We start from the raw sequence: 23,786 nt of genomic DNA, 5'->3' as shown, positions 1-23,786 counted from the left end.
GCGTCACCGCATCGCGAAGGTACGCGACAGGCCGTGATAGAGCTTTTCGCGGCATACCAGCTGGCTGACCCCGTCGGCGATGAAGGCGGCGGCGAACATCGGCAACATCAGGCCACGGCTGGCGGTCGTCTCCGACAGGATGATCACGGCGGTCAGCGGCGCGCGGACCACCCCGGCAAAATAGCCGACCATGCCGAGGATCACGATCGCCGAGGCGGGCGAGCCGGGAAAGATCGAGCAGAGCAGATTGCCCAGCCCTGCACCGACCGACAGCGACGGCGCGAAGATACCGCCGGGCAGTCCCGCGACCGCCGTCGCCAGCGTGGCGAGGAACTTGGCGGGCCCGAACCACAGTGGTGCATCGACCCCGACGATCATCGCGCGCGCCGCGCCGTAACCGGTGCCCCAGGTCAGCCCGGTGCCGACGCCCAGCCCCGCGACGACCAGGCCGCAGATGCCGGCGAACAGGACGGGGCGCTGCTTGCTCCACCGGGTCAGCCCGTTGGTGCCGGTTGCCATCGCCAGCATCAGCCGCGCGAAACCGCCCCCCGCCAATCCGCCGACGATGCCCGCGACCGGGGCCGCGACCAGCGCGGTCAGGATCGGCATATGTGCGCCGATCAGCCCGAAATAGACATAGTCCCCCTGCACCGACTGCGCGACCATGCCCGCGATCGCGATCGCGGCGATGACCAGCAGCGTGACCTTCTGCTCATAGGCCGAGGCCAGTTCCTCGATCGCGAAGAGCAGCCCTGCCAGCGGCGTGTTGAACGCCGCCGCGACGCCGGCCGCGCCGCCCGCGATCAGCACCGCACCGCGCAAGGGCACCCCCAGGATACGGTGCGTCAGCCCCATGATGGCGGCGGCGATCTGCACCGTCGGCCCCTCGCGCCCGACCGAGGCGCCGCCCAGCACCGCCGCCAACGTCAGCCCGGCCTTGCCGACGACGGTGCGGACCGACACCAGCCCCTGAGTCGCGCGTTCGGGATCGGCCTGCGCCGCCATCACCTGCGGAATGCCCGAGCCGCGCGCCAGCGGGACATAGCGGCGGGTGATCCACACCAGCGCGGCGAACAACAGGGGCGTGATCACCAGCGGCGCCCAGTGGTAGCGCGCGGCGAAATGGCCGAACATCTCGCTCGCCATGTCCGCGCCCTTCGCGAACAGGGTCGCCGCCAGGCCGATCGCCACCGCGCCGATCAGGATCGCCAGCCGCGTCCGGAACTTGACCGAGCGCGGCCCCTGTCGGCGCAGCAGCGCGCGGTAACGGGCGGGCGTCCAGGTCCGGTATCCGGGGCGGGGCGGGTGCGACTCGGCCATGCTCCGGCTGTACGGCGGCGACCGCGTCGTGACCAGCGGCACGACCCTCCCCCCCGGCTGGCACGGATCATCGACCGGGCCATGACGGAATGCGCCGGCCTCCATCCATGTTATGGCGGCGCGCCTCGCCTGTCGCTCTACTCGGATCGGCAAGGAGGTACGTCGTGCCACTCCACCATCGCCGCATCCTGATCGTCGAGGACGAATATATGCTCGCCTTCGACCTGCAGACCGAATTGGAAGACGCCGGGGCGGTGGTCATCGGCCCCGAGCCGTCAGTCGCGCGCGCGCTGTCGCGGATCGACCGGGAGGCGCGGATCGATGCCGCGCTGCTCGACATCAACCTGCGCGGCGAAATGGCCTTTCCGGTCGCCGATGCGCTGGCGGCGCGGCACATCCCGTTCCTGTTCGCCAGCGGCTATGACGACACGGTCATCGGCACCCGCTATCCGGGGGTCGACCGGTGCAACAAGCCGTTCAGCAAGCCGTTGCTGCTGGGTTCGCTCGGCCGGTTGCTGGACGCGGCGCCCGCGCGCCACCCCTGACCGGCGGCCGAAAGGAGATGGCCCATGACTCCCCCCGTGACGCCCGATGGCCGCTATATCGTGGTGCGTGGCCGGCTGTGGCGGCGGGCCAACCCGAACCTGCCGGAGGATGAGCGTCAGGCGCATGTCGATGCGCTGATGCGCGCGCGCCGGGCCGTCCGCGACGCGCTGGCGGGGGATGATGCCGAGGCGCTTCGCGCCGCGCGGGCGGCGGTGAACGAGGCCAAAGTGGCGCTGGGTGAGCGGGGGCCGACCTGGTGGCCGGGCGTCGAGGATCTGAACCGGCACATGGCGCACAACACCCGCTATGCCGACTGGTACGCCGCGCTCGACCCGTCGCAGCACCGCTGAACCAACCGCGACGGCGATCGGTTCTGTCTGCTCCAGATCAGGAGACGAGGCAGAATGGCGAGGATGACGCTGAACGGGTTGGAGATGGCCTATACCGATACCGGTCCCCGCAACGGCCCGGCGGCGCTGTTGCTGCATGGCTGGCCCGACGATGCCTCGACCTGGGATGCGGTGGTCAGCGTGCTGGCGGGTGCGGGCCTTCGCGTGATCGTGCCGACCTTGCGCGGCGTCGGCGAAACGCGATTCCGCCGCGCCGACATCCCCCGCACCGGCGACAGCGCGATCTTGGCGCTGGATGCGATCGCGCTGATGGACGGGCTGGGCATCACCCGCTTCCAGGTCGCCGGGCATGACTGGGGCAGCAATATCGCCGAGGCGCTGGCGGTCGGCTGGCCGACGCGGGTCGAGCGGATGGCGATGCTCAGCACCCCGCCCCGGCTGGGCGGCATGCCCACACCGTCCTTCGCGCAGGCGCAGCGCCAATGGTATCACTGGTTCATGGCGACCGCGCGCGGCGCGCAGGCGGTGCGCGACGATCGCAAGGGTTTTGCCCATATCCATTGGACCAACTGGTCGCCGCCGGGCTGGTTCGATCAGGCGACCTTCGACCGGGTCGCGAAGTCGTTCGAGAATCCCGACTGGGCGGCGGTGACGATCCACAGCTATCGCGCGCGCTGGGACGAGGCCAAGCCCGATCCCGCCGGGCGCTGGCTGGCCGAACGGGTCAAGGCGAAGAAAAGCCTGTCGCTCCCAACCCTCTATATTCATGGTGACCGCGACGGGGTGAACCCGCCCTCGACGGCGGACGATGTGGCGGCCAAATTCACCGGGCCGTTCGCCCGGATCACGCTGACCGGCGTCGGTCACTTCCCGCAGCGCGAGCGCCCCGACGCGGTGGCGCAGGCACTGCGCCGCCTGTTCACGGGTGACGCCAGCCTGTTCCCGGCGGAAGCCGTGCCGGCAAAGCCGGTGTCGCTGGCGCTGGGCGTCGCCGCGATCGGACTGGCGGTCGCGGTCGCCGGGATCGTCGGCAGCCGCCGTCAGGCGGCGGGGCAGTAGCTGCGCAGGAACGCCGCATGGGGCGGGATCGGCGCGATCGCCTCCTCGATCTGGCGATCCAGCCCCGTCAGCGACTCCCGCAACGCCTGGGGGCTGAGCATCCGGACGATCTGATGATGCGCGCGCGGCATCAGCCCCTGGCCCAGCATCACCGACACCCAGGAATCGATGCGGAACAGATCGTCCTGCCCCTGCCACGCGCCCGCGCTTTCGACGAACAGCGCGATGCGTTCCTTCAGGCTGTCGGGTAGCGGCATATCGGCGCACCGCTTCCAGAAGGGGGAATCGTCGCGCTCGGTCTGGGCGTAGTGCAGGATGATGAAGTCGCGGATATGCGCCCATTCATGCGCCGACTGGGCGTTGAACCTCGCCGCCAGCGCACCCGTATCGCCGCCACGGAACGGGAAGGACTGGATCAACCGCATCACCGCGATCATCACCAGATGGATGCTGGTCGATTCGAGCGGCTCGATGAACCCCGCCGCCAGCCCCAGCGCGACGCAATTGCGATTCCAGGCCCGCCGCCGCATGCCCGCGCGAAATCGCAAGGGACGCGGATCGAACAGCGGCCGTCCCTCGACCGCGCCGAGCAGGGTCGCCGTGGCTTCGTCATCGCTCATATGATCGCCGGCATAGACCAGGCCGTTGCCGACCCGCGTCTGAAGCGGGATCTGCCAGCGCCAGCCGGCACGGTGCGCGATGGCGCGGGTATAGGGCACGGGTTCGCGCACCGCCTCGGTCTGCACCGCCAGCGCGCGGTCGCAGGCCAGCCATTGGCTCCAATCCTCGAACCCAGTCTCCAGCGCTCCTTCGATCAGCAGCGCGCGAAAGCCGGTGCAGTCGATGAACAGGTCACCCGCGATCCGCTCACCGCGTTCGAGATGCAGCGCGGCGATGTCCCCGCCCTCACCGTCGCGCTCGACACGCGTGATCCGCCCCTCGACCCGACGCACCCCCGCCGGCTCGGCGATGGCGCGCAGGAAGCGCGCATAGGCGGTGGCATCGAGATGATAGGCATAGGCCAGCGTCTCGTTCGCATCGCGCGCGAACCGCCCCGCCGCCGCCGCGCGCGCCTCGCGCGAATAGTCGGTATAGTCGCGCCCGAAGCCCTGGGCGCGCGCCTCCAGCCAGAAATGCTGGAAATCGGCGATCGGGATCGACCGGCCCACCGTGCCGAAGGGGTGGAAATAGCGCGCGCCCACGTCCTGCCAATTCTCGAACGCGATGCCCAGCTTGAACGTCGCCTGGGTCGCGGACATGAACGCCGCCTCGTCCACCCCCAGAAAGGCGTGGAAGCTGCGTGCGGTGGGGATGGTCGACTCGCCGACGCCGACCGTGCCGATCTCATCCGATTCGACCAGCATGACGTCGACCAGCGGCCCCAGTTGCCGCACCAGCGCGGTCGCCGCCAGCCAGCCGGCGGTGCCGCCCCCTGCGATGACGACACGGGTGGGCGGGGGCCTGTCGCTCATCGATTCAACCTGTGCAGCAGATAGGCGCGCAACCGCCGCGCACCCTGATCGTCCAGCGGGGCGAGCGGCCCGTGCACCGCCGGCGGCAGATGGCCTGTCACCGCCTCGTCGGGGCCGAAGATGTAATGGTCGAGGATCGCGCGCCAGGCCTGTTTCTCCGCCGCCGGCCGGTCGCGCAGCGAGAGGATCGCGTGCATCACCGTGTCCATCGGGCTGTCGAGGAAGTCGGGCGCGGCGTTCCACCAGTAATTCACCAGGACGTTGAAATCGTCCAGCGCCTCGACATGATGCCACCAGAGCGCCGGATAGACGAGGAGATCGCCGGGGCCGAGTTCGGCCACCTGCGCATGGGCGACCGCCTCGGCAAAGCGGGGAAAGCGGTCGAGATCGGGGGCGGCGAAATCGACCATGCTCACCACCTGCCCGCCCGGGGTCGGCGCCAGCGGCCCCGGATAGAGATTGCCGATCTGGTCGGGCGGGAACAGCGTGAAGCGGCGATGCCCGACCGCGCAGATCGCGGCATTGTTCGCCATGTCGTAATGCGCCGAGGCGATGGTGCGATTGCCGATCCAGATGCTGGCGAGCGGCGGATGCTGCGCGAACAATCCCCCCGCCGGCGTGAGTTCATTCTCGGTCCGAAAGCCGGGCAGATAGGTGTCGAGGTCGGTCGACCCCATATAATAGGCCGTACCCGACCGGTCGCCGAGCAGCCGATCGAGAAATTCGGGCAAGGCGAAGGGCCGCGCCTGGAAATTCAGCGCGGTGGCGCCGGCGTCATAATGGAAACGCCCCCGGATCGCAGGGTCGCCGATATAGCCGGTGACCGGCCGTCCCTGATCGAAGCGGCGCAGATAGTCCGCCGCCGCCGCATCGGAGCGCTTGCCCTCGCGCACCAGCGGCCAGTCGGCGGCATGGCCGCGCAGGATGACCGGCACGCCGTCCGCGACCAGCGCCGCCAGGTCGGGCGCGCCGTCCGCCGCGATTTCGCGGACTCGCGCCGTCACGGGCAGGCGGTCAGCCATGCGCGTCCTTCCGGATCTTGCGATCGATCAGATGGCGCAGATTGCCCAGCGACGAGGCGATCCAGATGGCGGGGCGCAGATGGTCCTGCGCGTGCAACATCGCCAGCGTCTCAGGGTCGAGCGCCGCCAGCCGGTCGGTGTCGACGGTCAGGCAATCGGGGATATTGTAGCGCCGCCCCTCGTCCAGATCGAGTTGCAGCAGCGCAGGCGTCAGCAACCCCGCCCCCTCCAGCGCGTCGAACAGCTCGGCCTCGGTCTGCACCCCGACATAGATACGCTGAAGCATCGCCGAGACATGGTCGAGCAGCGGTGCGTTGCCGCCATGGTCGCGAAAGACGGCCATGCCGTCCGGGGTCAGGCGCGGATGATCGGGATCGACGAACACCATCGGCGCGCCGTCCGCGTCATGCCCGATCGAAAACGGCCCGCGCGCCCGCGTCGCGGGGATATAGCGCGCGTCCCAGCGCTCCTCGTCGAGGAACAGATTCTCGTCGGGGTCGAGGCCCAGCAGCACCGTGGCATAGAGCCTGTCGCTCTCGTCCCGGCGCAGCAGGATCGCATAGTCGCGCTGCAATTCCTCGAACTCGGGCGGGAAGACGCGCGTCTGGTTGATCGCGTCGCCGTAACGCGCGTGATGACCGACCGCGACGCGAAGGTCGCGGTGGTCGACATTGTTGAGCAGCACGAAGGTCATGATCGCCCTCTATACCCGGAAGACCGCCGGGGGGGCAGCGGCCTTCCGAGTTCCGGCATCAGAAGCGGTAGCGCGCACCTACCAGATAACGGGCGGAGCCTTCCGCCAGATACCAGGTGTTCATGCGGTCGCGACCATAGGTCTGGACGCCCTCCTCCGTCAGGTTGATCGCCTCGAAGCCGAGCGCGAAGCGCGGCGTCAGGTCGAAGCTCATCGAGAGGTCGAGCTGGCCATAAGGCGCGGTGAAGACCGGGTTGCGGTCGCCGCCACGATTGATGTCGCTCAGGAACTTGTCACGCCAGTTGTACGACAGGCGCATCGAGATGCCGTGCTTGTCGTAGATCAGCGTGGCATTGGCGGTATCCGACAGGCCGACCAACGCGAAGGTGTTGACCGTCGGATCGGCGGCGATGTCGATGCCGATATTGCCGCGCACCAGCGTGTAGCTGGCGGCGAGGCCGAAGCCGGTCTCGCCCAGGAAATACTGGCCCGCCAGCTCGACGCCATAGATATGCGCGTCGCGGTTGTTGATCGGCGTGTTGACCGCGAAGTTGAACAGCGGATCGCTGGCGTTCGGGCTGACGTCGAGCGCGCCAAGCACCTGGTCGACGAACCCCTGGTTCAGCGCGCGGCTCTGCGTGTTGTAGTTCGCCCCGAACTGCGCATTGGTCGCCGCGACATTGCCGCCATTCTGCTGGAGCAGCGCGGTATAGGTGAACAGGTTCACGTCCGTAATGTCGGCGCCAAAGGTGCCGGTCAGCTGCTCCTTGGCCACGCCCGAGCGCGTGCCCGCCGCACCCGAGGTCGCGTCGCGCAGGCCGAACAGGTTGCGGTTGACGACCGTGTTGCCGATGAAATTATGCACCCGCTTGTCGAAGAAGCCCGCCGACAGGAACACGTCCTTGCGCGGATACCATTCCAGCGTGACGTCGATATTGTCGGCCGACAGCGGCAACAGCCCGGTATTGTTGGCCGAGCCCGTGGCGATGCCGCCGATCGCGGTCGGCCGCCCCGGCGCGCCGACACCGGTCGAGGCGAACAGATTGCCGTAAGGCGCACGTGAGATCGTCTTGCTGTACGAGGCGCGGGCGAACAGATTGTCCATCACCTCCAGCTTGGCGTCGATCGCGGGCAGCCAGTTGCTGTACGATCCGCGCGCCGTGATCGCCTGGCGATCGGTGCTGTTCTGGACGACGAAGTCGTTGTCGGCGGTCCAGACGATGGCCAGCGGCACCGGCTGGAGCGAGACCGCGCTGACCTTGGTATTCTCGTACCGCAGGCCGGCGACGATCTGCGCGGTGCGGCCGAAGACGGTGCCGTTCCAGGTGCCCTGGAGATAGCCGGCCCAGATATTCTCGCGTACCGAATTGTCGCTGTTGGCGTCGATATTGTTGCGATGGTCGACGCCGTCGTTGGTCACGCCGATATAATGGTTGAACAGCGTGTTGTAGAGCTTGGTCGCGTCCTGCGTGCGGAACGCGATCTGGGTGTTCGCGTCGGCGTTCGGGTTGTTATGCTCGAACTTGCAGGTGTTGCAGAACTGGAAGACCTGGCCCGGGGCCAGCTGCGCGACGTCGGGCGGCAGCGAGTTGCCCCAGTCGCCCAGCACCTGGCGGGTATTGTACTGGGTCTGGCGCGTGGTGGTGGTGCGATAGTCGCCACCGGCGTCGAAGCGGAACTGGTCGTTCAGCTCCCACCCGGCATCGGCGCGGATTTCCTTGATCCGCTGCGTCTGGTTCGACGCGAACTGGCGCTGCACCGCGCTCGACAGATCGCCGACATCGAGGATGCCGTTGCCATTGCCCTTGATGAAGCTCTGGCCGGTCGGCGTCGTGCTGCGCGTGCCGTCATTGATGGTCAGCGTCTGCTGCGGGAAGCCGTCAGGGGTCCAGAACAGGCTGTGCGACGCCACGACCGGCGCGTTGATCGCGACGGTGGTCGAGGTCTGACCGTTGGGATTGTCCGGCGCGCTCTGCGCCTCGCCGATATGGCCGTCGATCGACAGGCTGAAGCGGTCGGTCGGCTTCCATTCGATATTGCCGCCGAAATCGTACAGCTTGTTCTTCTGCGCGCGGTACGCCTGCTCGAACGCGGCGTCCTTCACGCCGTTGATCGTCTCGGCCAGGAATTGCGTGGTGGCGATGCCGTTGCTGGCGTCGTCGAACGTCACTTCGCCGAACGGACGGTTGAACCAGTTGGACTGGCTCGACCGGCGCTCCGACTGGCGGAGCTGCGCGTAGAGGCCATCGGCGGTGAAGGTCAGCGTGTCGGTCGGGCGGAATTGGATGATCGCCTGGCCGTTGACGCGCTCGCGGCTGGCCTCCGAGAAGTGATAGCGGAAGTCGTTGGGGACCGAGACCAGCGGATTGCCGGTCGGGCGGTTGTTGATCTTGGTCGCCGCGTTCACGAAGCCGTTGGACGGGTTCAGGAAGTCGTTCAGCGAGCGGATGTTCCAGTTATCCGGCGCGACGCTGGCGAAGCTGAAATTGCGCTTCTGATAGCTGCCGAACAGCGACACGCCGAAGCGCTGCTCGCTGTCGGACCAGCCGACCGTGCCCGACGCCTCGGGCGTGACGCGTGCGCCGCAGTCGATGCAGTCGGCCGAGCTGTTGTCATAGCTGCCCTTGACGCCCAGCGAGCCGATGAAGCCGGTATCGGCCGCATCGAGCGGACGGCGGCTGACCACGTTGATCGTCGCGCCGATCCCGCCCGAGGGGATGGCGGCGCGGCCGGTCTTGTAGACCTCCAGCGTCTTCACGCCTTCGGAGGCGAGGTTGGAGAAGTCGAACGACCGGCCGAAGCCGCCCGCGCCGTCGCCGCCCTGGTCGCCGCCGACCGCGACGATGTTCGAGGTGGCCAGCTGACGCCCGTTGAGCGTGACGAGGTTGTATTGCGCGCCGAAGCCGCGCACCGTCACGGTCGAGCCTTCGCCGTTGCGCCGGTCGATCGACACGCCGGTGATACGCTGCAGCGACTCGGCCAGGTTGGTGTTGGCGAACTTGCCGATGTCCTCGGCGCTGATCGCGTCGACGACGCCGTTCGAGTCGCGCTTGATCGCGATCGAGCGTTCCAGCGAGGCGCGCACGCCGGTGACGACGATATCGCCGCTATTGGTTTCGGGCTGGGCGTTGGTGGGGCTGGCCTCGCCGGCGGGAGGCGGCGGGTTGCCGGTATCGGCCTGCGGCGTGCCCTGCTGCGGATCGCCGGCGGCGACCTGTGCCTGGGCGTGGCCGGCCAGCAACAGCCCGGCGCTCAGCCCCAGTATCGATGTCGAGCGCACGAGTGCGCGCGCAAGCGTCTTCCCCTTCATCCCACCTCTCCCTGTTCACGACGTCATGGCGCCGCTGTGTTCTGCCCGGCCGTTCATCGGCCAAGTCTTTGTATCAAAGCCTTGCTATACCGACCGACATCGGTGTCAACGAAATTGCCCTTCACCTATGCCGGTCGGATCGATCAGTTGGTCGACTGTGCTTCCGCCGCCACAGTCAAATCGCCCGACGCCACGGGATGTTCGGCATCGATGGCCAGCGTCAGGCGATAGGACCCGGCTGCGGTCGCCCAGCCTTTGCCCTTGGTCCAGCGTGCCAGGATGCGCGGGTCGGCGGCGATCGAGATTTGCCGCGTCTCGCCCGGCGCCAGCGTCACCCGCTGGAACCCGGCCAGCCGCAGCGGCCCCTGCCCCTGGCCGGTGACGTATAGCTGCGGCACGACGACGCCCGCGCGCTTGCCGCTGTTGGTGACCGCCACCGCGACCGCCGGGGCGGCGCCACCGGTGAAGCGTGGGCTGCCGAAGCGGAATCGGGTGTAGCTGAGGCCATGGCCGAACGGGAATAGCGGCCGGTCGCCCCGCGCGGCATACCAGCGATAGCCGACATCGCTGCCTTCCTGATAATCGACCGGGAAGGGGGCGAGGTCGCCGGTGTCGACGACGCCCGCATTGCTCGACGCATCGGTCAACGCGGTGACGCCGGCGGGCAGGACCGGGCGCGGACGCGGCAGTTGCGCGATGGTGCGCGGGAAGCTGATCGGCAGGCGGCCCGAGGCGTCGACCTGTCCGAACAGCACGCGCGCGATCGCCTCGCCACCGCGCTGGCCGGGATACCAGGCCTGGACGATGCCGGCGACATCATTCACCCAGGGCATCAGCACCGGGCCGCCCGTCTCCAGCACGACCACGCTGCGCGGATTGGCCGTGGCCACCGCCGCGATCACCGCATCCTGATTGTCGGGCAGCGACAGCGAGGGGGCATCCTGCGCCTCGGTCTGCCACTGGGTGGCGAAGACGATGGCGACATCGGCGGCCTTGGCGGCAGCGGCCGCCGCCGCCGGATCGCGCCCGTCGACGAAGCTCACCTGCGCGCTCGGTGCCGCCGCCCGGATCGCACGAAGGGGTGAGGAATTGTGATAGGTGATCCGCGCGAAGGACGCCGCCGCGCCCTTGGTCAGCGGAATCTCGATCGGCACGCCACCGACCGAGCGCACCTGGCTCGACCCGCCGCCCGACAGCACGCCGACATCGGCATGGCCGCCGATCACGACGATCCGCTTCGCGCTCGCCGCCAGCGGCAGGACGTCGCGGTCGTTCTTCAGAAGGACGATCCCGGCCTCGGCGGTGCGCTGGGCGACGTCGGCATGCGCGGCATAGTCGATGGCCTGCGCGGTCGCGGGCGTGGGATCGTCGTACAGCCCGCTGGCGATGACGCCGGTCAGGATGCGCTCCACCATCTCGTCGAGCCGCGCCTCGGGTACGCGACCGGCCGCGATCGCGTCGGCGAGCGGCTGGCCGAAATAGATCTGCTTGTCGAGTTCCTGCCCCGATTCCTGATCAAGCCCGGCGAGCGCGGCCTTCTCGGTCGAATGGACCCCGCCCCAGTCGCTCATGACGAAACCCGGATAGCGCCATTCGCCGCGCAATATGTCGGTCAGCAGGAAGCGGTTCTCGCAGGCATAGTCGCCGTTGATCTTGTTATAGGCGCACATGACCGATCCCGGCCGACCGAGGTCGATCGCGATCTTGAACGCCAGCAAGTCACTCTCGCGCAAGGCCTTTTCGTCGATCCGTGCGTCTAGGATGTTGCGCCCCGTCTCCTGCGCGTTGAGGACGTAATGCTTGACCGTCGAGACGATGTGGTTCGATTCGACACCCCGGATCGACTCGCCCGCCATGATGCCGGCCAGCAGCGGGTCCTCGCCCAGATATTCGAAGTTGCGGCCGTTCCAGGCGTCGCGGGTCAGGTTGACCCCGCCCGCGAGCAGCACGTTGAAGGTCTTGGCCCGCGCCTCCGCGCCGATCATCGCGCCGCCGGCATAGGCGATGGCGGGATCGAAACTGGCCGCCGTGGCCAGGCTGGAGGGCAAGGCGGTGGCGGTATCACCTTTGCGCTGTTCGACCTGGTTGGCCACGCCGAGGCTGGCGTCGCTCTCCCGCAGCGTCGGCACGCCCAGCCGGGGGACGCCCGGCACATAGCCCGCCGACGGAATCATGTCGGCATGGCGTTCCTTGGTCATCGGCGGGAACAGGCCATGGACATAGGCGAGCTTTTCGGCGCGCGTCATCGCCTTGACCAGCGCACGCGCGCGCTCGGCGGCGGGCGCAGCCGTGTTGCGCCACACGCCATCGACCGGGGCCGCCTGCTGCGCCGACAGGGCGACGGGGGCGGCGCCGACGAGAAGGGCGGCGGCAAAAGCGAGGCGATAGGTCATGAACGGCTCCTGGCAGTCGGGGTCGAACAGGAGCGCAAGGGCCCATGGCGAACGGAGGCCAAGCCCCCTGCCCGCACATGATCCTCTCCCGGTGAAACCCCGTTTCGCCATCGATGTTCGGCGTGTATGACATCGATGTCAACGCCAAATCGGTGATGATGGCGTGGGCGATGTCTGCCCAAGGCCGGGACAGGGTCGTGCCGCCTCACGCGTTGCGGGCGGGTCGGCCCTGGCTAAAATGGACAGAATATGCGGCCTTCTCCGATTCCCCTCCCCTCCGGTGCGCCGCGATGAAGCCGCTGACCATCAAGGACGTGGCGCGTCAGGCGGGCGTCTCGCCCAAGACCGTGTCGCGCGTCATCAATGGCGAGGCGCATGTCCGCCCCGAAGTGCGCGAGGCGGTGGCGCGCGTCGTCGCCGAGATGAACTATCAGCCCAACGCCTTTGCGCGCGGGCTGTCGAGCACGCGCTCCTTCCTGATCGGGCTGTTCTTCGACGATCCGGCGTGCAGCTATGCCAATGACGTGCTGCTAGGCGCGCTGGGCCGGGCGCGGGCGCTGGGCCGGCATCTGGTGATCGAGACGGTGGCGTTCGACCGGGCGGACTGGCGCGAGCGGCTGGAGGAAAGCCTGCGCGGCCTGCGGCTGGGCGGGGCGATCCTGACGCCGCCAATTGGCGACCGCGACGACCTGATCGCGATCTTCGAACGGCATGACGTGCCGGTCGTGCGGATCGCGCCGGGCACCCACACCGCGCGCACCCCGCGCGTCTGGATGGACGACCGCGCGGCGGCGCGCACGATGACCGAGCATCTGCTGGCGCAGGGGCATCGCCGGATCGGCTTCGTGCGCGGCAATCCGCAGCACACCGCGTCCGAGCGGCGCTGGATGGGCTTTTACGAGGCGATGACCGATTTCGGCATCGTGCCCGACATGGCGCATGTGGCGCAGGGCGACTTCACCTTCCGCTCCGGCCTGCTCGCCGCCGAGACGCTGTTGCGCGGGGCCAACCCGCCCAGCGCGATCTTCGCCAGCAATGACGAAATGGCGCTGGGCGTGCTGACCGCCGCCAGTGCCGCGCAGATCGCGGTACCGCAATCGCTCGCCATCGCGGGGTTCGACGATGCGCAACTGGCGCGCATGGCCTGGCCGCAATTGACCACGATCCGCCAGCCCAATGTCGAAATGGCCGCCGCCGCGATCGACCTGCTGGTCGACCGGCCACCCGATGACGGCGTCATGCCCGCGCTGGAGCTTCCCTATGAACTGGTCGTCAGGGCCAGCTCGCGCGTCGAGGACGCGCGCGAGGTCCAGCCGAAACCCCAGACCGGCAGGTAACAGGCGGCGGGCAAAAGCAACGCGGGCAGCAATCCGATTCGGTCGGCGAGCAGCCCGGTCAGCAGCGGCACGACCGCGCCGCCCACCACCGCGACGCACAGCACCATGCCGCCGGCCGGCGCCTCCTCCGGCCGGGCGGGCAGCGCGAGGACATAGATGGTCGGGTACATGATCGAATTGGCGATCCCGACCGCCAGCAGCGCGACCGTCGCCGCCATGCCCTGCCCCAGCAAGGCCGCCAGCACGAGGCAGGGTGCCAGCGTCGCCGCCGCGGCGAGCAGCAGCGCCGGCGCCATCCGCCGCAACAGCCACGCGCCCGCGAACCGCCCGACCATCGCCCCGCCCCAGTACAGCGCGACCAGCCGCGCGGCGGCGACGGGTGACCAGCCCCCGCCATGACGGGTCATCAGAAAGTCGGTCAGCAGCGCGCCGATCGTGACCTCCGCCCCCACATAGGCGAAGATCGCCAGCGCCCCGCCCTGCAACCGCCGGTTGCGCAGCGCCGCCATCCATCGCCCGCGCGCATGCGCCTTGGGTGCCAGCCCGGCCAGCAGGTCGCGGTAACGCGCAAAACCCAATGCCAGCCCCGCCAGCACCAGCGCCGCCAGTCCGAAGGGCAAGGCGGGCAGCCAGCCGCCGGCCCGCCCCGTCGCCGGGATTAGCGTGCTCGCCCCCAGCACCGGGCCGATGACGGTGCCCAGCGAGTTGAATCCCTGAAGCAGGTTCAGTCGCGTCGCCGCCAGCCGGGGATCGCCCGCCATCGTCACCGCATTGTTGCTGGCGATCTGGAGGAAGGTCGCCCCCGTCGACAGCGCGAGCAGCGCGAGCAGGACGGCCGCATAGACCTGCGTCCCCAGCCCGAGGATCAGCAGCCCGCTGCCCAGCGCCATGATCGCGAGGCCCGTCGCATTGGCGCGCATATAGCCGGCCTGCGCGACCAGTGCGGCGGCGGGAAAGGCGAACAGCAGATAGCTGGAAAAGGAGGCGAACTGCACCGCACTCGCGGCACCATAGCCCAGCCCCCAGGCGAGGCGGACGCGCGGCACCAGCAGGCTGATCGACGACGCGACGAAGCCGCCGATGAAGAATACCCCGATCGACAGCCGGAACAGCAAGGTCGCCGTCCGCGCCGCATCGCCCTGGGGCGCGACTTGAGATGCGGCGGGCGGATCGCACGGGGACATGGCCCCCTGCCTATCAGCTTTTGTCACGCCGCCAACACCGGCGTCAGGCCCGCATCCGGGCAACACGACCAATCCGGAACACGAAGACGCCCAGATAGACCAGGGTCAGGAGGAGCAATATGCCGAGCGGCCCGACCACCTCGCTCGCCCGTGCACCCATCTGGTTCAGCCGGATGAACAGATGCATGCCGCCGGTCGCGGGCGAGGCCCAGGCCAGCGTCGCCAGCCAGCGCGGCATCGCGTCGAGCGGCCAGGCGAACCCCGCCAGAAAGACGAGCGGGACCGAGGTCGGCAGGAGGATCTTCAACGCGTCGTCGCCATTCCGAAAGAACGTGCCCACCGCCAGCCCCAGCGCCGCGACCGCCCCGGCAAAGGCGGGCACCGCGACCAGCAGCATCGGCATGTTGCCGCCGCGCGGCATGTCCTGCACCCAATAGATGAACCCGAAATAGAAGAATGCCGCCAGCATGCCGATCACCGTGCATGCCATCCACATGCCGAGCGCGGCGGGCAGGCGGACGGGGGCGGGATTGCGCCGTCGCCGCTCCGCGATCAGCCGGGCGCTGGCGAACAACAGGGTCTGTTGCAGGATGATATTGGCGACCGCCGGGAAGATATAGTCGCGATAGCCGCCGGTGGTATTGAACAGCGGGTGGACCAGCACGGGCATCGCCGCCTGCCGCGCGGCCACGCCGCCCCGCGCCGCGCGCCATTCCTCGATCGTGTCGACGACCACCTCGGCCAGCCCCGCGCCGACGCTTTCGGCGCGCAGCAGATAGGTGCCGTTGAGCCAGAGCGCGACGCCGCTCGTCCCCCGCCCGGACAGCGCGTTGCGGGTGAAATCGGGCGACAGCATCAGGATCGCCTCCGCGCCGCGTTCGCGCATCACCGCGCGCGCGGCGGGCATGTCCGCCACCTCGCCCACCACCGCCACCGCCCGCGTCTGGCCCAGATGCGCGACCAGCCGCCGCGACAGGGGGCTGTGATCGCCATCGACCACCACCACCGGCAGACGGGTCGCCGTCTGGTGCGCATAGGGCGCGGGATAGTAGAAGGCATAGAGCAGGACCGACAGCACCGCGACCGCGACCAGATCGCGCGTCGTCAAGATGGTCAGCAGCGTCTGCTCGAACGCCGCGCGCACGCTCATGCCCGCGCCTCCGCCCGCCGGATCAGCAACACACCCGCCCCGCCGGCGACCAGCGGATAGAGCAGCAGGACGGCGGCATTGCGCAGGAAGGGCATGGCGGCGACACCCATCACCTGATCCATCTGCAGCGTCATGAAATGGGTCAGCGGCAGGATCTGGCTCCACACCCGCGCGAACAGTCCCGCGCCGGTCAGCGGCAGCGACGCCCCCGAATAGGCCAGCGCCGACCCCGCCAGGATCACCGCGCCCGACAGCGACGTCGACACCTCGCGCGTCGCCGCGACCAGCAGCAGCGCGAGCGCGGCGGTGGCGGCGAACAACAGGACCAGCCCGACGATGATCAGCATCAGGCTGCCCTCGGGCCGATAGCCGCGCGCCAGCGTCAGCCACAGCATCCATATGATGCCCCACAACGTCCCCGCCGCGATATGCGGCAACAGCCGCCCGACCAGCGTCGCGACCGGGGCCGGGGTGCGCCGGACAAAGGCGGCGAAGCCATGATCCTCCATCAGCGCGCCGATGCTCGAGACACAGGTGACCGCGATCATCAGGTGCAGGATGCCCGGCCCCAGCAACAGGCCCAGATACCATTCGAAACTGGTCGTCGGATTGCCCAGGATCGTGACCGCGATACCCGGCAGCGGCAGGCGCGCGCCCGCCACCTGGCCCAGCCCCGCGTCCCGCGCCCTCGCGCGCAGCAGCGTCGCGGTGATCACCGCCCGCAAATTGGTCGCGGCCAGTGCGCCGGTCGACAGGAACACCGCCTGATGGAAGATTTCGACCGGCGCGCCGTCCGCCACACGGCTCCCGACGCCGTGCGGGATGACCACCGCCGCCACCGCCCGCTCGCTGCGGATCATCGCCATCGCGCTGTCGAGGTCGGCGCTGCGCGCGACGATGCGAAGGCCGTGCGAGGCCGCGATGTCGCGCGCGATCGCCCGCCCCAGCGCGCCGCCGTCATGGTCGACGATCACCGTCTTCAGGCCATAGGGCGACCCCGCGAACAGCATCGCCGCCATCGACCCCAACAGGATCAGCGGCATCAGCGTCAACAGGATCAGGTCGACCCGCGTCCGCCCGATCCGCGCGATCTCGGCCCGAAAACCGGCCCCGACCGCGCTCATTGCGGCCAGTCGAACAGCACGCTCATCCCCGGCCGCAGTCCGGCGACCGGCGTCACCGGTTTCAGCTTCACCGCAAAGGCGCGCACGTCATAGCCGCGCGACTGCCGGGTGGCGCGCCATGTCGCGAAGCTGCCTTGCGCCGCCACATGTGCGACGCGGAACCGCACGTCGCGGTCGAGCGCGGGCACATGGCCGATCAGCTCGCGGCCCATCGCCATGCCGCGATAATCATCCTCGCGCACGTTCAGCGTCACCCAGGGATGATCGATGTCGATCACCTGAAAGGCGGGCAGGATCGGGCTGACGATCTCGCCGTCGCGCAACAGCCGGCGCGACACCTCGCCATCGATCGGCGACACCAGTTTCGTCTCGCGCAGCAGCGCATCGGCGGTCGCGGTGGCGGCGGTGGCCGCGCGCACCTGCGCATCGGCGATGGCGCGATTCTGGGGGCGGACGCCGGCGACGACCTTGTCATATTGCGCCTTGGCCGCCTGAGCCGCCCGCGCGCTGCTGTCGCGTGCGGCATGCGCCTCGTCGCGGCGTTGCGCGGCGATGACCCCTTCGGCGAACAGCCGGTCGGCGCGCCGGCTGGAGGTGGCGGCAAGGTCGGCGGTCGCCTGCGCCGCCAGCCATGTCGCACGGACCGAGGCGACATCCTCGCCGCGCGCGCCCTCGACCGCGATCGACTGGAGCGCGCGCGCACTGTCGAGCGCGGCCTGCGCCTGTTGGCGGCCATTGGCGACTTCGGGCGCGGACAGCGTGGCGAGCACCTGTCCCCGGCGGATGCGATCGCCCTCATCGACGTGCAGATGGTCGACACGCGCCAGCGTCTTGGTGGCGATGTTGATCTCCTCCGCCTCGACCTCGCCCTGCAACGGCTCGGGCGCGGGGCGGCTGGCGAGCCACAGGCCGATGCCGATCAGGACCGCGACCAGCACCAGCCCGCCCCACAGCAACACCCGCGCCCGGCGTGACGGCGTGGGCGAAGGCTCGGGCGGCGGCGATGGCGTGTCGGCGGGGGTTTCGATCTCGCTCATCGGCGCGGCTCCTCGGTCAGGCGGATGTCGGCCCGCGCCAGGTGATCGGAAAAATCGTCAAGCCGCCCCGACGCGGCCAGCAACCCGGCCAGCGCCAGATCATATTCATAGGCGGTCGCCGCCTTTTGCGTGCGCGCGGCCGCCAACACGGCCTCGGCCCCCAGCACGGCGGTCAACGTCCCCTCGCCCTCGCGGAACGACACCTGCTGAACACGCAGATTCTCGCGCGCCGCCGCCATCGAACTGTCGAGCGACAGGAACGCGCGCCGGGCGCTTTCGACGAGATCCCACGCCTTCAGCGTCGCCCCCGTCGCCGCCTTGCGCGACTCGCGCGCGGCATCGGCGGCGGCGGCGGCATTTTCCTGCGCGGCGTTCAGCGCGTGGCGGCGATCAACATTGGACAGCAGCGTATAGCGCACGCCCACGCCCGCCACCCAGTCCGGCTCGGTCGGCAGGCTGTTGCCGCGATTGAGATTATATTCGCCGAACGCGAAGGCCTGTGGTCGGTAGCGCGACCGGGCGAGGTCGACCCCGGCATCGGCCACGCCGCGCGTCGCCTCCGCCTGGCGCGTCTGGGGCAGGCTCGCCTCGCCGCCCAGGAAGCTGGCGGCGGGGGCCAGCGGACGGCTGGCGACGAACAGCGGGGTCAGCGGCGCGACCGCCTCCACCTCCAGCAGCCGCGACAAATCGCCCCGCGCGCTGTCGGCGGCGATCGCCGCGCGCTGCCATGTGCGGTCGGCGGTGTCACGCGCCACCTGCGCTTCCAGCGTGCGGGCATGGGGGATGACGCCCGCCGCCTCCAGCTTGCGCGCATCGGACAGCAGCCGGTCGAGCGCCTCGCGCGATTCCAGCGCGGAGGCCGCAAGCTGGGCCGCCATGATCTGTCCGAAATAGACGCGAATCAGGTTCAGCCGGGTCAGGTCGCGCGCCTGCGCCGCGCGCGCCGCCGCCATGTCCGCCCCCGCCCTGGCCCCGCGCTGGATGGCCGGGATCGCACCGCCCGAATAGAGCGGCAGGACACCCTGCACCGTCGGGCGGAACACATCGTCGCGGTAGCGATAGGACAGGCTGTCGGGAATGATCGCGAACAGGCCGGGCAGCGCCTGCGAGATGCGGCCGACAATGTCGCCGGCGATCTGTTGAAAGGCGGGGGGCACCGCGCCGGGAATGCCCGACAGGAAATCCTGGGTCGCATCGCTCGCCGACTGTTTCGACCCGGTAAGATCGACCGACAGCGTCTTCTGATATTCGAGATATTGCGCCGAGGCGGTGATGATCGGGCGGCGGAGCGTCGCGACAGCCGCCGCCGTCTCGCGCGCTGCGGTTTCGGCATGATCGGCGGCGGAAAGTGCCGGCGATACCGTCTGCAACCGGTGCGCGGCCGCGTCATAGCTCAGCGCGATCGGTCGATCCTGCGCCATCGTGCCCGCCGGCCACCCCATCAGGGCAAGGGCAAACAGGCATCGCGTGGGACCACGCGGCGAACCGACCGTCTTCACATCGACACTCCCCGTCTGGCCCCCGCCCATGACGGGCATAGCGCGGTTGACGCTTACGTCAAAGGGTCGGGCGTCAAAGGGTCGGGATGCGGAGAGGAGCGATCGGTCGAAATGGGTGCTCCGGCGGACAGGGCATGACCCCGCCCGCCGTCGCGATGACGTTACTTGCCGCGCAGCGTGTTGATCAGGGCAAGACCCAGCACGCCGCCCAGTGCGGCGGCCGCGAAGGGACGCTCCTGCACGAAATTGCGCACCGCGTCCTTGGCGTCGCCGAAGGTCTTCTGCGCGGTGCCGGCCAGCTGATCGGACTTGCCCTCGGCCTGCAGCGACTTGTCGCCCATCGCCGACCCCAGACCTTCCTTGACCTGGCCGCCGATGTTGGTGGCCGAACCGGTAAGCGTATCGGTGTTCATCGATCGTCTCCTTGGCAAATGGATGGGACAGCGTCCTATCCCCGCCAGCCCAACGCGCGACGCGCCTTTGGGGTGCATCGACCCGATCACCCCATCGCTTATCCGGCCAGCCCCGCCGCGACCGCCTGGACGCGCAGGCGCGGGAACACCGCCTCGACCGGCTTGGTATCGGGCAGGATATAGACATAGCCGCCCTTGCGCCGGAACAGCGGCTGGATCTGGCGGGCATAGACCGCCTTGGGCACGTTGATGCAGCCAAAGGTGATGCGGTTGTCCGCCGGGTCGGGCGACAACATCCGCTCGCGCCGCTTCTCGCGCGCGCCGGCATCGGTCGGGATCGGATGGATCGCCACCGAGGTCGCATAATCGACCCACAGCACCCGCTCGCCCGCCACCGGCAGCCCGAATTTGGCAAGATAGCGGCCCGCCGGCGTCGTCTTTTCGGCCGGTCCCAGATCGGCCAGCTTCTTGCTGCCGACGCCGGGACTCGCTTCGTCGCCGGGCGCGATGCCGATCAGGACGGGGGCGGCGGCGACCTGTTTGCCCTTGCCGTCGAACAGGAACATCGTCGCCTGGGTCTTGTCGATGACCGCCCAGGGCAGGCCGTGATTGTCGCCCGCGCCGCCGACCCAGGTCATGACGCGCGACGCCGCCTCGGACGGCAGCAGGACGGGCGGCGGCGCGACCGGTGTGGCGGCGGTCTTGGGCCTCGTCTTGGTCTTGGCGGACTTGGCCTTGGGCGGCGGTGCAGCCGCCATCGCCGTCGTCGGCAGGATCAACGCCAATCCCGCCATGATCCGCACGATCGGAGTCATCGTTGGGGCATGCTCACAAAAGATCGGCCGCCCCGCGAGGGGACGGCCGAGAGGCTGAAAGGGGATATATTCGGTACGCCTTGCGCGATCAGTGGCGCGCGCGCTTGGCGGGACGCTGTTCCTGAACGGTCAGGCGCTGGTCCATGCCATCGACCCGGCCATTGAGCTGGTCGAGCCGCTGACCGTTATTCTGCGCCTGTTGCGAGGCGGCCTGCGCCTCGGCCAGCGCGGACTTGGCCGTGCCATCGGTTTCCTGCAACCGGGCCTCGAGCGTGTCGACGCGCTGGCTGACCGGCGCGATCTGTTCGCGGACGAAGGACTTGGTGGCGCAACCGCCAAGGCTGACGGCACCTGCCAAAGTTGCCAGAGCAAGCAGGGATTTGGACGCGTAAGCAGACATTACTGGACTTTCAGTCGTTGACCAACTGAAACAAGCAAGCCGAGCCGCACGAAACGTACAATCCGCATTCTGTTCGACCGTGCCGCATCTTCGACCAGTCGATACGGCCGCGTAACAGGCCGTGAATTTGGCGCAGTTCGTCGCATGACACTTTGGCCCGCCGGGATTACTTGCGCGACTTGCGGCCCGAACCGCTGGCGAACGGATCGCGCGGAATGTCGTCCGAACCGGCTTTTTCGTCGCCCGACACGCGCGGCGTCGCGGCCGATCGGGCGACGCACTGGCGCAGCGCGGTGACCGCCGCACCGCTGCCATCGAGCGGCAGGCGCTCGACCGGCGTATCGCCGCGCGCGATCGCCAACTGACGCGAATTGGCGAAATAGGCGGGGAATTTCGGCTCGAAGCTGGTCACGAAGCCGCGCTTGCCGTCCGCCGCCAGCCCGACCGCGAAATGCCTGGCATAGCCGCCCTTGGACAAAGTGAAATCGAGCTTGAGCGATTGCTTCGGTTCGATCGACCAGTTGACGTTGAGCACCGTCAGATGGTTGGTGCCGTCCCGGTCCAGCCCGAGGAGCAGCGTCGTCTCACCCGGGCGGTCATAGACCTTGGTCAGGAAGCAACCCTGCCCGTCCTTGCTGGGCGCCACCGTCCAGCCGCCGCCGATCCCGCGCGGCGGATCGTCGCGCGCCGCCGCCGGCGCGGACACGGTCATTCCGGCGGCGATGGCAAGACAGGCAAAGGACAGGCGCTGACGGGATGTGTTCATATCATGGGTCTCCGCCGGCGATCCTAGCCGGCGGAAAGCGCATTGACCATGAACGGCCCCGCCCAGGCGACCGGCACCCGGGCGGGTCGGTCGATCAGGCCTTGAGCGACTTGGCCATGTTCAGATGCGCGGTGACCGTCGGAATCAGGCCGGTGGCGAAGTCCTTCAGCGCCGGCATGTCGCCCGACGCGGCATAGGCCTTCAGCGTGTCGAGCGTCTGCTGATGCCCGGCGGTCTGCTCGGCGATATAGGCCTGGTCGAAGGCGGTGCCGTTCAACGTCTTCAGCCGATCGAGCTTCTGCTGCTGCTCGGCATTCAGCGTCGCATCGGGGGTGATGGCGGGCATCAGGCCGGCGACTGTCGTCTTCAGCTTGGCGGTCGAGGCGGTGTGCGCGTCGATCATCTTCTGCGCATAGGATTTGACCGAGGCCGATGCGCCGTTGGTCAGCGCCAGCTTCGACGTCTCGATCTCGAAGGCGTCGCTGGCGGCGACCGCATTGGCGAAGGTCTGCGAGGCGCTGACCGCCGCCGTCGGGGTGGCGGACGTCGCATCCGGCTGCGTCGTCATGGCGGTGTCGTTGGCCATGTTGGTCTGCGCGGCCTCGTTGCCACGGCCGCAACCGGCGAGCGCGAGAAGCGCGGTGGTGGCGAGGATGGTGGCGCGGATCTTCATATCGGCAACTCCCGGAAATTGCATGCGAACGTCTTACATAAGCGCGCCAGCCACCATGACGTTCCATTGATGGACCCGACCCCGCCCCGCATCGTTGGAACGCCGAGCGTCCGCGACGCCACGATAGCGAAGGAAAGGGACATCATGAGCATCTTCGGCAATATCCTGGGCAAGATCTTCAACCATGGCGGCAAGAAGGCCGAGGCACCGGCCGCCCCCGCCCCGGCGCCTGCACAACCGACGCCCGCGCCCGTCGCAGCGCCCGCCCCCACGCCGGCCCCGGCACCGCAGGCGGCACCCCAGAGTGTCGATGTCGGCGCGGTCCTGTCGGAAATGGCGTCGATGAAAAATGGCGGCGGCAATTACCAAAGCTCGATCGTCGACCTGCTCAAGCTGCTCGACCTCGATTCCAGCCTGGCCGCGCGCAAGGAACTGGCGAACGAACTGGGCGTCCATGCCGGCGAGGATGGCAGCGCCGAGCAGAATATCGCGCTGCACAAGGCGGTGATGGCCAAGCTCGCCGAGAATGGCGGCATCGTGCCCGACAGCCTGCGCAACTGATCGCAGACGGATGACGTGTGTCACGAGCCCCTCGGCCCGTGACACCGTGTCCGGCCATCGGCCAAGGCATCGTTCCAGCCGGTCCGTCTTGCATTCAGCTGAGCCGGTCTATGCCGGCATGAATCAAGGGAAAGGTACGGCGATGCTGAAACGATGGGCAATGGTGGCGGCGGCGGGCGGCGTGCTCGCCGGGTGCACGACGATGGCGGCGGACGGCCACTCGACGTCATCGCCCACCGCAGAGACGGTGACGGTGGCGGTCGGTCCGTGCTTCGGCTTCTGCCCCGTCTATCAGGTCTCGGTCGCGCCCGACGGCATGCTGCGCTTCGTCGGCGAGCGGCATACGACGGTCATCGGCGAGCGCACGAAGACGATCGGCGCGGCGGCATCGCAGGCGCTGATCCGCGACCTCGCCCCCTATCGCCCCGCAACGGGCAGCGAGACGCAGGTCGCCTGCACCGCGACCGTGTCCGACACCTCCTCTTATACCGTGACATGGGAATCCCGGGACGGCGGCAAGACCGTCGCGACCGTGCAGGACCATTGTCCCGGCGGCCCCGGCCAGTCGCTCGGCGCGCTGTTGCGCACCCTGCCGACGCGGCTCGGCATCGCCGACTGGGCGAAGCAGGTCACGCGGCCCGGCGTCTCGCGCGGATAGACC

22 protein-coding genes are annotated in these 23,786 nt (G+C 68.9%); 6 read left to right on the top strand and 16 right to left on the bottom strand.

Annotation, left to right across the window (positions count from 1 at the left end; all coding sequences use genetic code 11):
- Positions 1–3 precede the first annotated feature (3 nt).
- A complete protein-coding gene (locus tag GGR48_RS07430) occupies positions 4–1,320 on the bottom strand; it encodes a chloride channel protein (protein WP_183951351.1) in 1,317 nt (438 codons plus the stop codon).
- 164 nt (positions 1,321–1,484) lie between these two features.
- Here GGR48_RS07430 and GGR48_RS07425 point away from each other — a divergent pair, with 164 nt between their 5' ends.
- The 3 genes from GGR48_RS07425 to GGR48_RS07415 are packed head-to-tail and all read left to right on the top strand — an operon-like array spanning position 1,485 to position 3,275.
- Positions 1,485–1,865: a response regulator gene (locus GGR48_RS07425; protein WP_183951283.1), complete on the top strand. Its 381-nt coding sequence runs from the start codon at positions 1,485–1,487 to the stop codon at positions 1,863–1,865.
- A gap of 24 nt (positions 1,866–1,889) precedes the next feature.
- Positions 1,890–2,216, top strand: a complete 327-nt coding sequence (locus GGR48_RS07420; protein ID WP_183951282.1) for a hypothetical protein — start codon at positions 1,890–1,892, stop codon at positions 2,214–2,216.
- Between the two features lie 54 nt (positions 2,217–2,270).
- On the top strand, positions 2,271–3,275 hold the full coding sequence (locus GGR48_RS07415) for an alpha/beta fold hydrolase (protein ID WP_240456098.1): 1,005 nt from the start codon (positions 2,271–2,273) through the stop codon (positions 3,273–3,275).
- Here the strand turns inward: GGR48_RS07415 and GGR48_RS07410 are convergent.
- The 5 genes from GGR48_RS07410 to GGR48_RS07390 all read right to left on the bottom strand — a co-directional run bounded on the left by GGR48_RS07410 (position 3,257) and on the right by GGR48_RS07390 (position 12,166).
- Entirely contained in the window at positions 3,257–4,747 is a 1,491-nt protein-coding gene (locus tag GGR48_RS07410; RefSeq protein ID WP_183951281.1) for a tryptophan halogenase family protein, read from the bottom strand. The two genes, GGR48_RS07415 and GGR48_RS07410, sit on opposite strands and share 19 nt — an antisense overlap.
- Positions 4,744–5,769, bottom strand: a complete 1,026-nt coding sequence (locus GGR48_RS07405) for a cupin-like domain-containing protein (RefSeq protein ID WP_183951280.1) — start codon at positions 5,767–5,769, stop codon at positions 4,744–4,746. Before GGR48_RS07405 ends, GGR48_RS07410 begins: the two co-directional genes overlap by 4 nt.
- Entirely contained in the window at positions 5,762–6,463 is a 702-nt protein-coding gene (locus GGR48_RS07400; RefSeq protein WP_183951279.1) for a SapC family protein, read from the bottom strand. The genes GGR48_RS07405 and GGR48_RS07400 overlap by 8 nt, the downstream gene beginning before the upstream one ends.
- A 58-nt stretch (positions 6,464–6,521) precedes the next feature.
- Positions 6,522–9,773: a TonB-dependent receptor gene (locus GGR48_RS07395; protein ID WP_183951278.1), complete on the bottom strand. Its 3,252-nt coding sequence runs from the start codon at positions 9,771–9,773 to the stop codon at positions 6,522–6,524.
- A gap of 143 nt (positions 9,774–9,916) precedes the next feature.
- The gene (locus GGR48_RS07390; protein ID WP_183951277.1) at positions 9,917–12,166 is read right to left on the bottom strand and encodes a beta-glucosidase family protein; all 2,250 of its coding nucleotides are present in this window, start codon (positions 12,164–12,166) and stop codon (positions 9,917–9,919) included.
- 290 nt (positions 12,167–12,456) lie between these two features.
- Here GGR48_RS07390 and GGR48_RS07385 point away from each other — a divergent pair, with 290 nt between their 5' ends.
- Positions 12,457–13,503 carry a LacI family DNA-binding transcriptional regulator gene (locus tag GGR48_RS07385; protein WP_183951276.1) on the top strand — a complete coding sequence of 349 codons (1,047 nt, stop codon included), beginning with the start codon at positions 12,457–12,459 and terminating at the stop codon, positions 13,501–13,503.
- Here GGR48_RS07385 and GGR48_RS07380 read toward each other — a convergent pair.
- The 10 genes from GGR48_RS07380 to GGR48_RS07335 form a co-directional block, all read right to left on the bottom strand.
- The gene (locus GGR48_RS07380) at positions 13,425–14,687 is read right to left on the bottom strand and encodes an MFS transporter (protein ID WP_240456099.1); all 1,263 of its coding nucleotides are present in this window, start codon (positions 14,685–14,687) and stop codon (positions 13,425–13,427) included. The genes GGR48_RS07385 and GGR48_RS07380 overlap by 79 nt on opposite strands.
- Before the next feature lie 43 nt (positions 14,688–14,730).
- Complete coding sequence (locus GGR48_RS07375; RefSeq protein ID WP_183951275.1) at positions 14,731–15,837, bottom strand: ABC transporter permease; 1,107 nt, start codon at positions 15,835–15,837, stop codon at positions 14,731–14,733.
- The gene (locus tag GGR48_RS07370; RefSeq protein ID WP_183951274.1) at positions 15,834–16,961 is read right to left on the bottom strand and encodes an ABC transporter permease; all 1,128 of its coding nucleotides are present in this window, start codon (positions 16,959–16,961) and stop codon (positions 15,834–15,836) included. Before GGR48_RS07370 ends, GGR48_RS07375 begins: the two co-directional genes overlap by 4 nt.
- Positions 16,958–17,998, bottom strand: coding sequence for an HlyD family secretion protein (locus GGR48_RS07365; protein ID WP_183951273.1), 1,041 nt, complete (start codon positions 17,996–17,998; stop codon positions 16,958–16,960). Before GGR48_RS07365 ends, GGR48_RS07370 begins: the two co-directional genes overlap by 4 nt.
- Entirely contained in the window at positions 17,995–19,419 is a 1,425-nt protein-coding gene (locus tag GGR48_RS07360; protein ID WP_240456100.1) for a TolC family protein, read from the bottom strand. Before GGR48_RS07360 ends, GGR48_RS07365 begins: the two co-directional genes overlap by 4 nt.
- Positions 19,420–19,658: 239 nt before the next feature.
- Positions 19,659–19,910 carry a CsbD family protein gene (locus GGR48_RS07355; RefSeq protein WP_183951272.1) on the bottom strand — a complete coding sequence of 84 codons (252 nt, stop codon included), beginning with the start codon at positions 19,908–19,910 and terminating at the stop codon, positions 19,659–19,661.
- 98 nt (positions 19,911–20,008) lie between these two features.
- Complete coding sequence (locus tag GGR48_RS07350) at positions 20,009–20,725, bottom strand: hypothetical protein (protein ID WP_183951271.1); 717 nt, start codon at positions 20,723–20,725, stop codon at positions 20,009–20,011.
- 88 nt (positions 20,726–20,813) lie between these two features.
- Complete coding sequence (locus tag GGR48_RS07345) at positions 20,814–21,125, bottom strand: hypothetical protein (protein WP_183951270.1); 312 nt, start codon at positions 21,123–21,125, stop codon at positions 20,814–20,816.
- A gap of 166 nt (positions 21,126–21,291) precedes the next feature.
- Complete coding sequence (locus GGR48_RS07340) at positions 21,292–21,891, bottom strand: pseudouridine synthase family protein (RefSeq protein WP_240456101.1); 600 nt, start codon at positions 21,889–21,891, stop codon at positions 21,292–21,294.
- Positions 21,892–21,985: 94 nt separating this feature from the next.
- Positions 21,986–22,564 carry a DUF4142 domain-containing protein gene (locus tag GGR48_RS07335; RefSeq protein WP_183951269.1) on the bottom strand — a complete coding sequence of 193 codons (579 nt, stop codon included), beginning with the start codon at positions 22,562–22,564 and terminating at the stop codon, positions 21,986–21,988.
- Positions 22,565–22,708: 144 nt separating this feature from the next.
- Between GGR48_RS07335 and GGR48_RS07330 the strand changes: the two genes are divergently transcribed.
- Positions 22,709–23,125, top strand: a complete 417-nt coding sequence (locus GGR48_RS07330) for a DUF3597 family protein (protein WP_183951268.1) — start codon at positions 22,709–22,711, stop codon at positions 23,123–23,125.
- Between the two features lie 142 nt (positions 23,126–23,267).
- Positions 23,268–23,783, top strand: a complete 516-nt coding sequence (locus GGR48_RS07325; RefSeq protein WP_183951267.1) for a DUF6438 domain-containing protein — start codon at positions 23,268–23,270, stop codon at positions 23,781–23,783.
- Positions 23,784–23,786: the final 3 nt, after the last annotated feature.

Source organism: Sphingomonas pseudosanguinis, assembly GCF_014196255.1.
GTDB lineage: Bacteria > Pseudomonadota > Alphaproteobacteria > Sphingomonadales > Sphingomonadaceae > Sphingomonas > Sphingomonas pseudosanguinis.
This window is presented reverse-complemented; position numbering and strand designations above follow the sequence as displayed.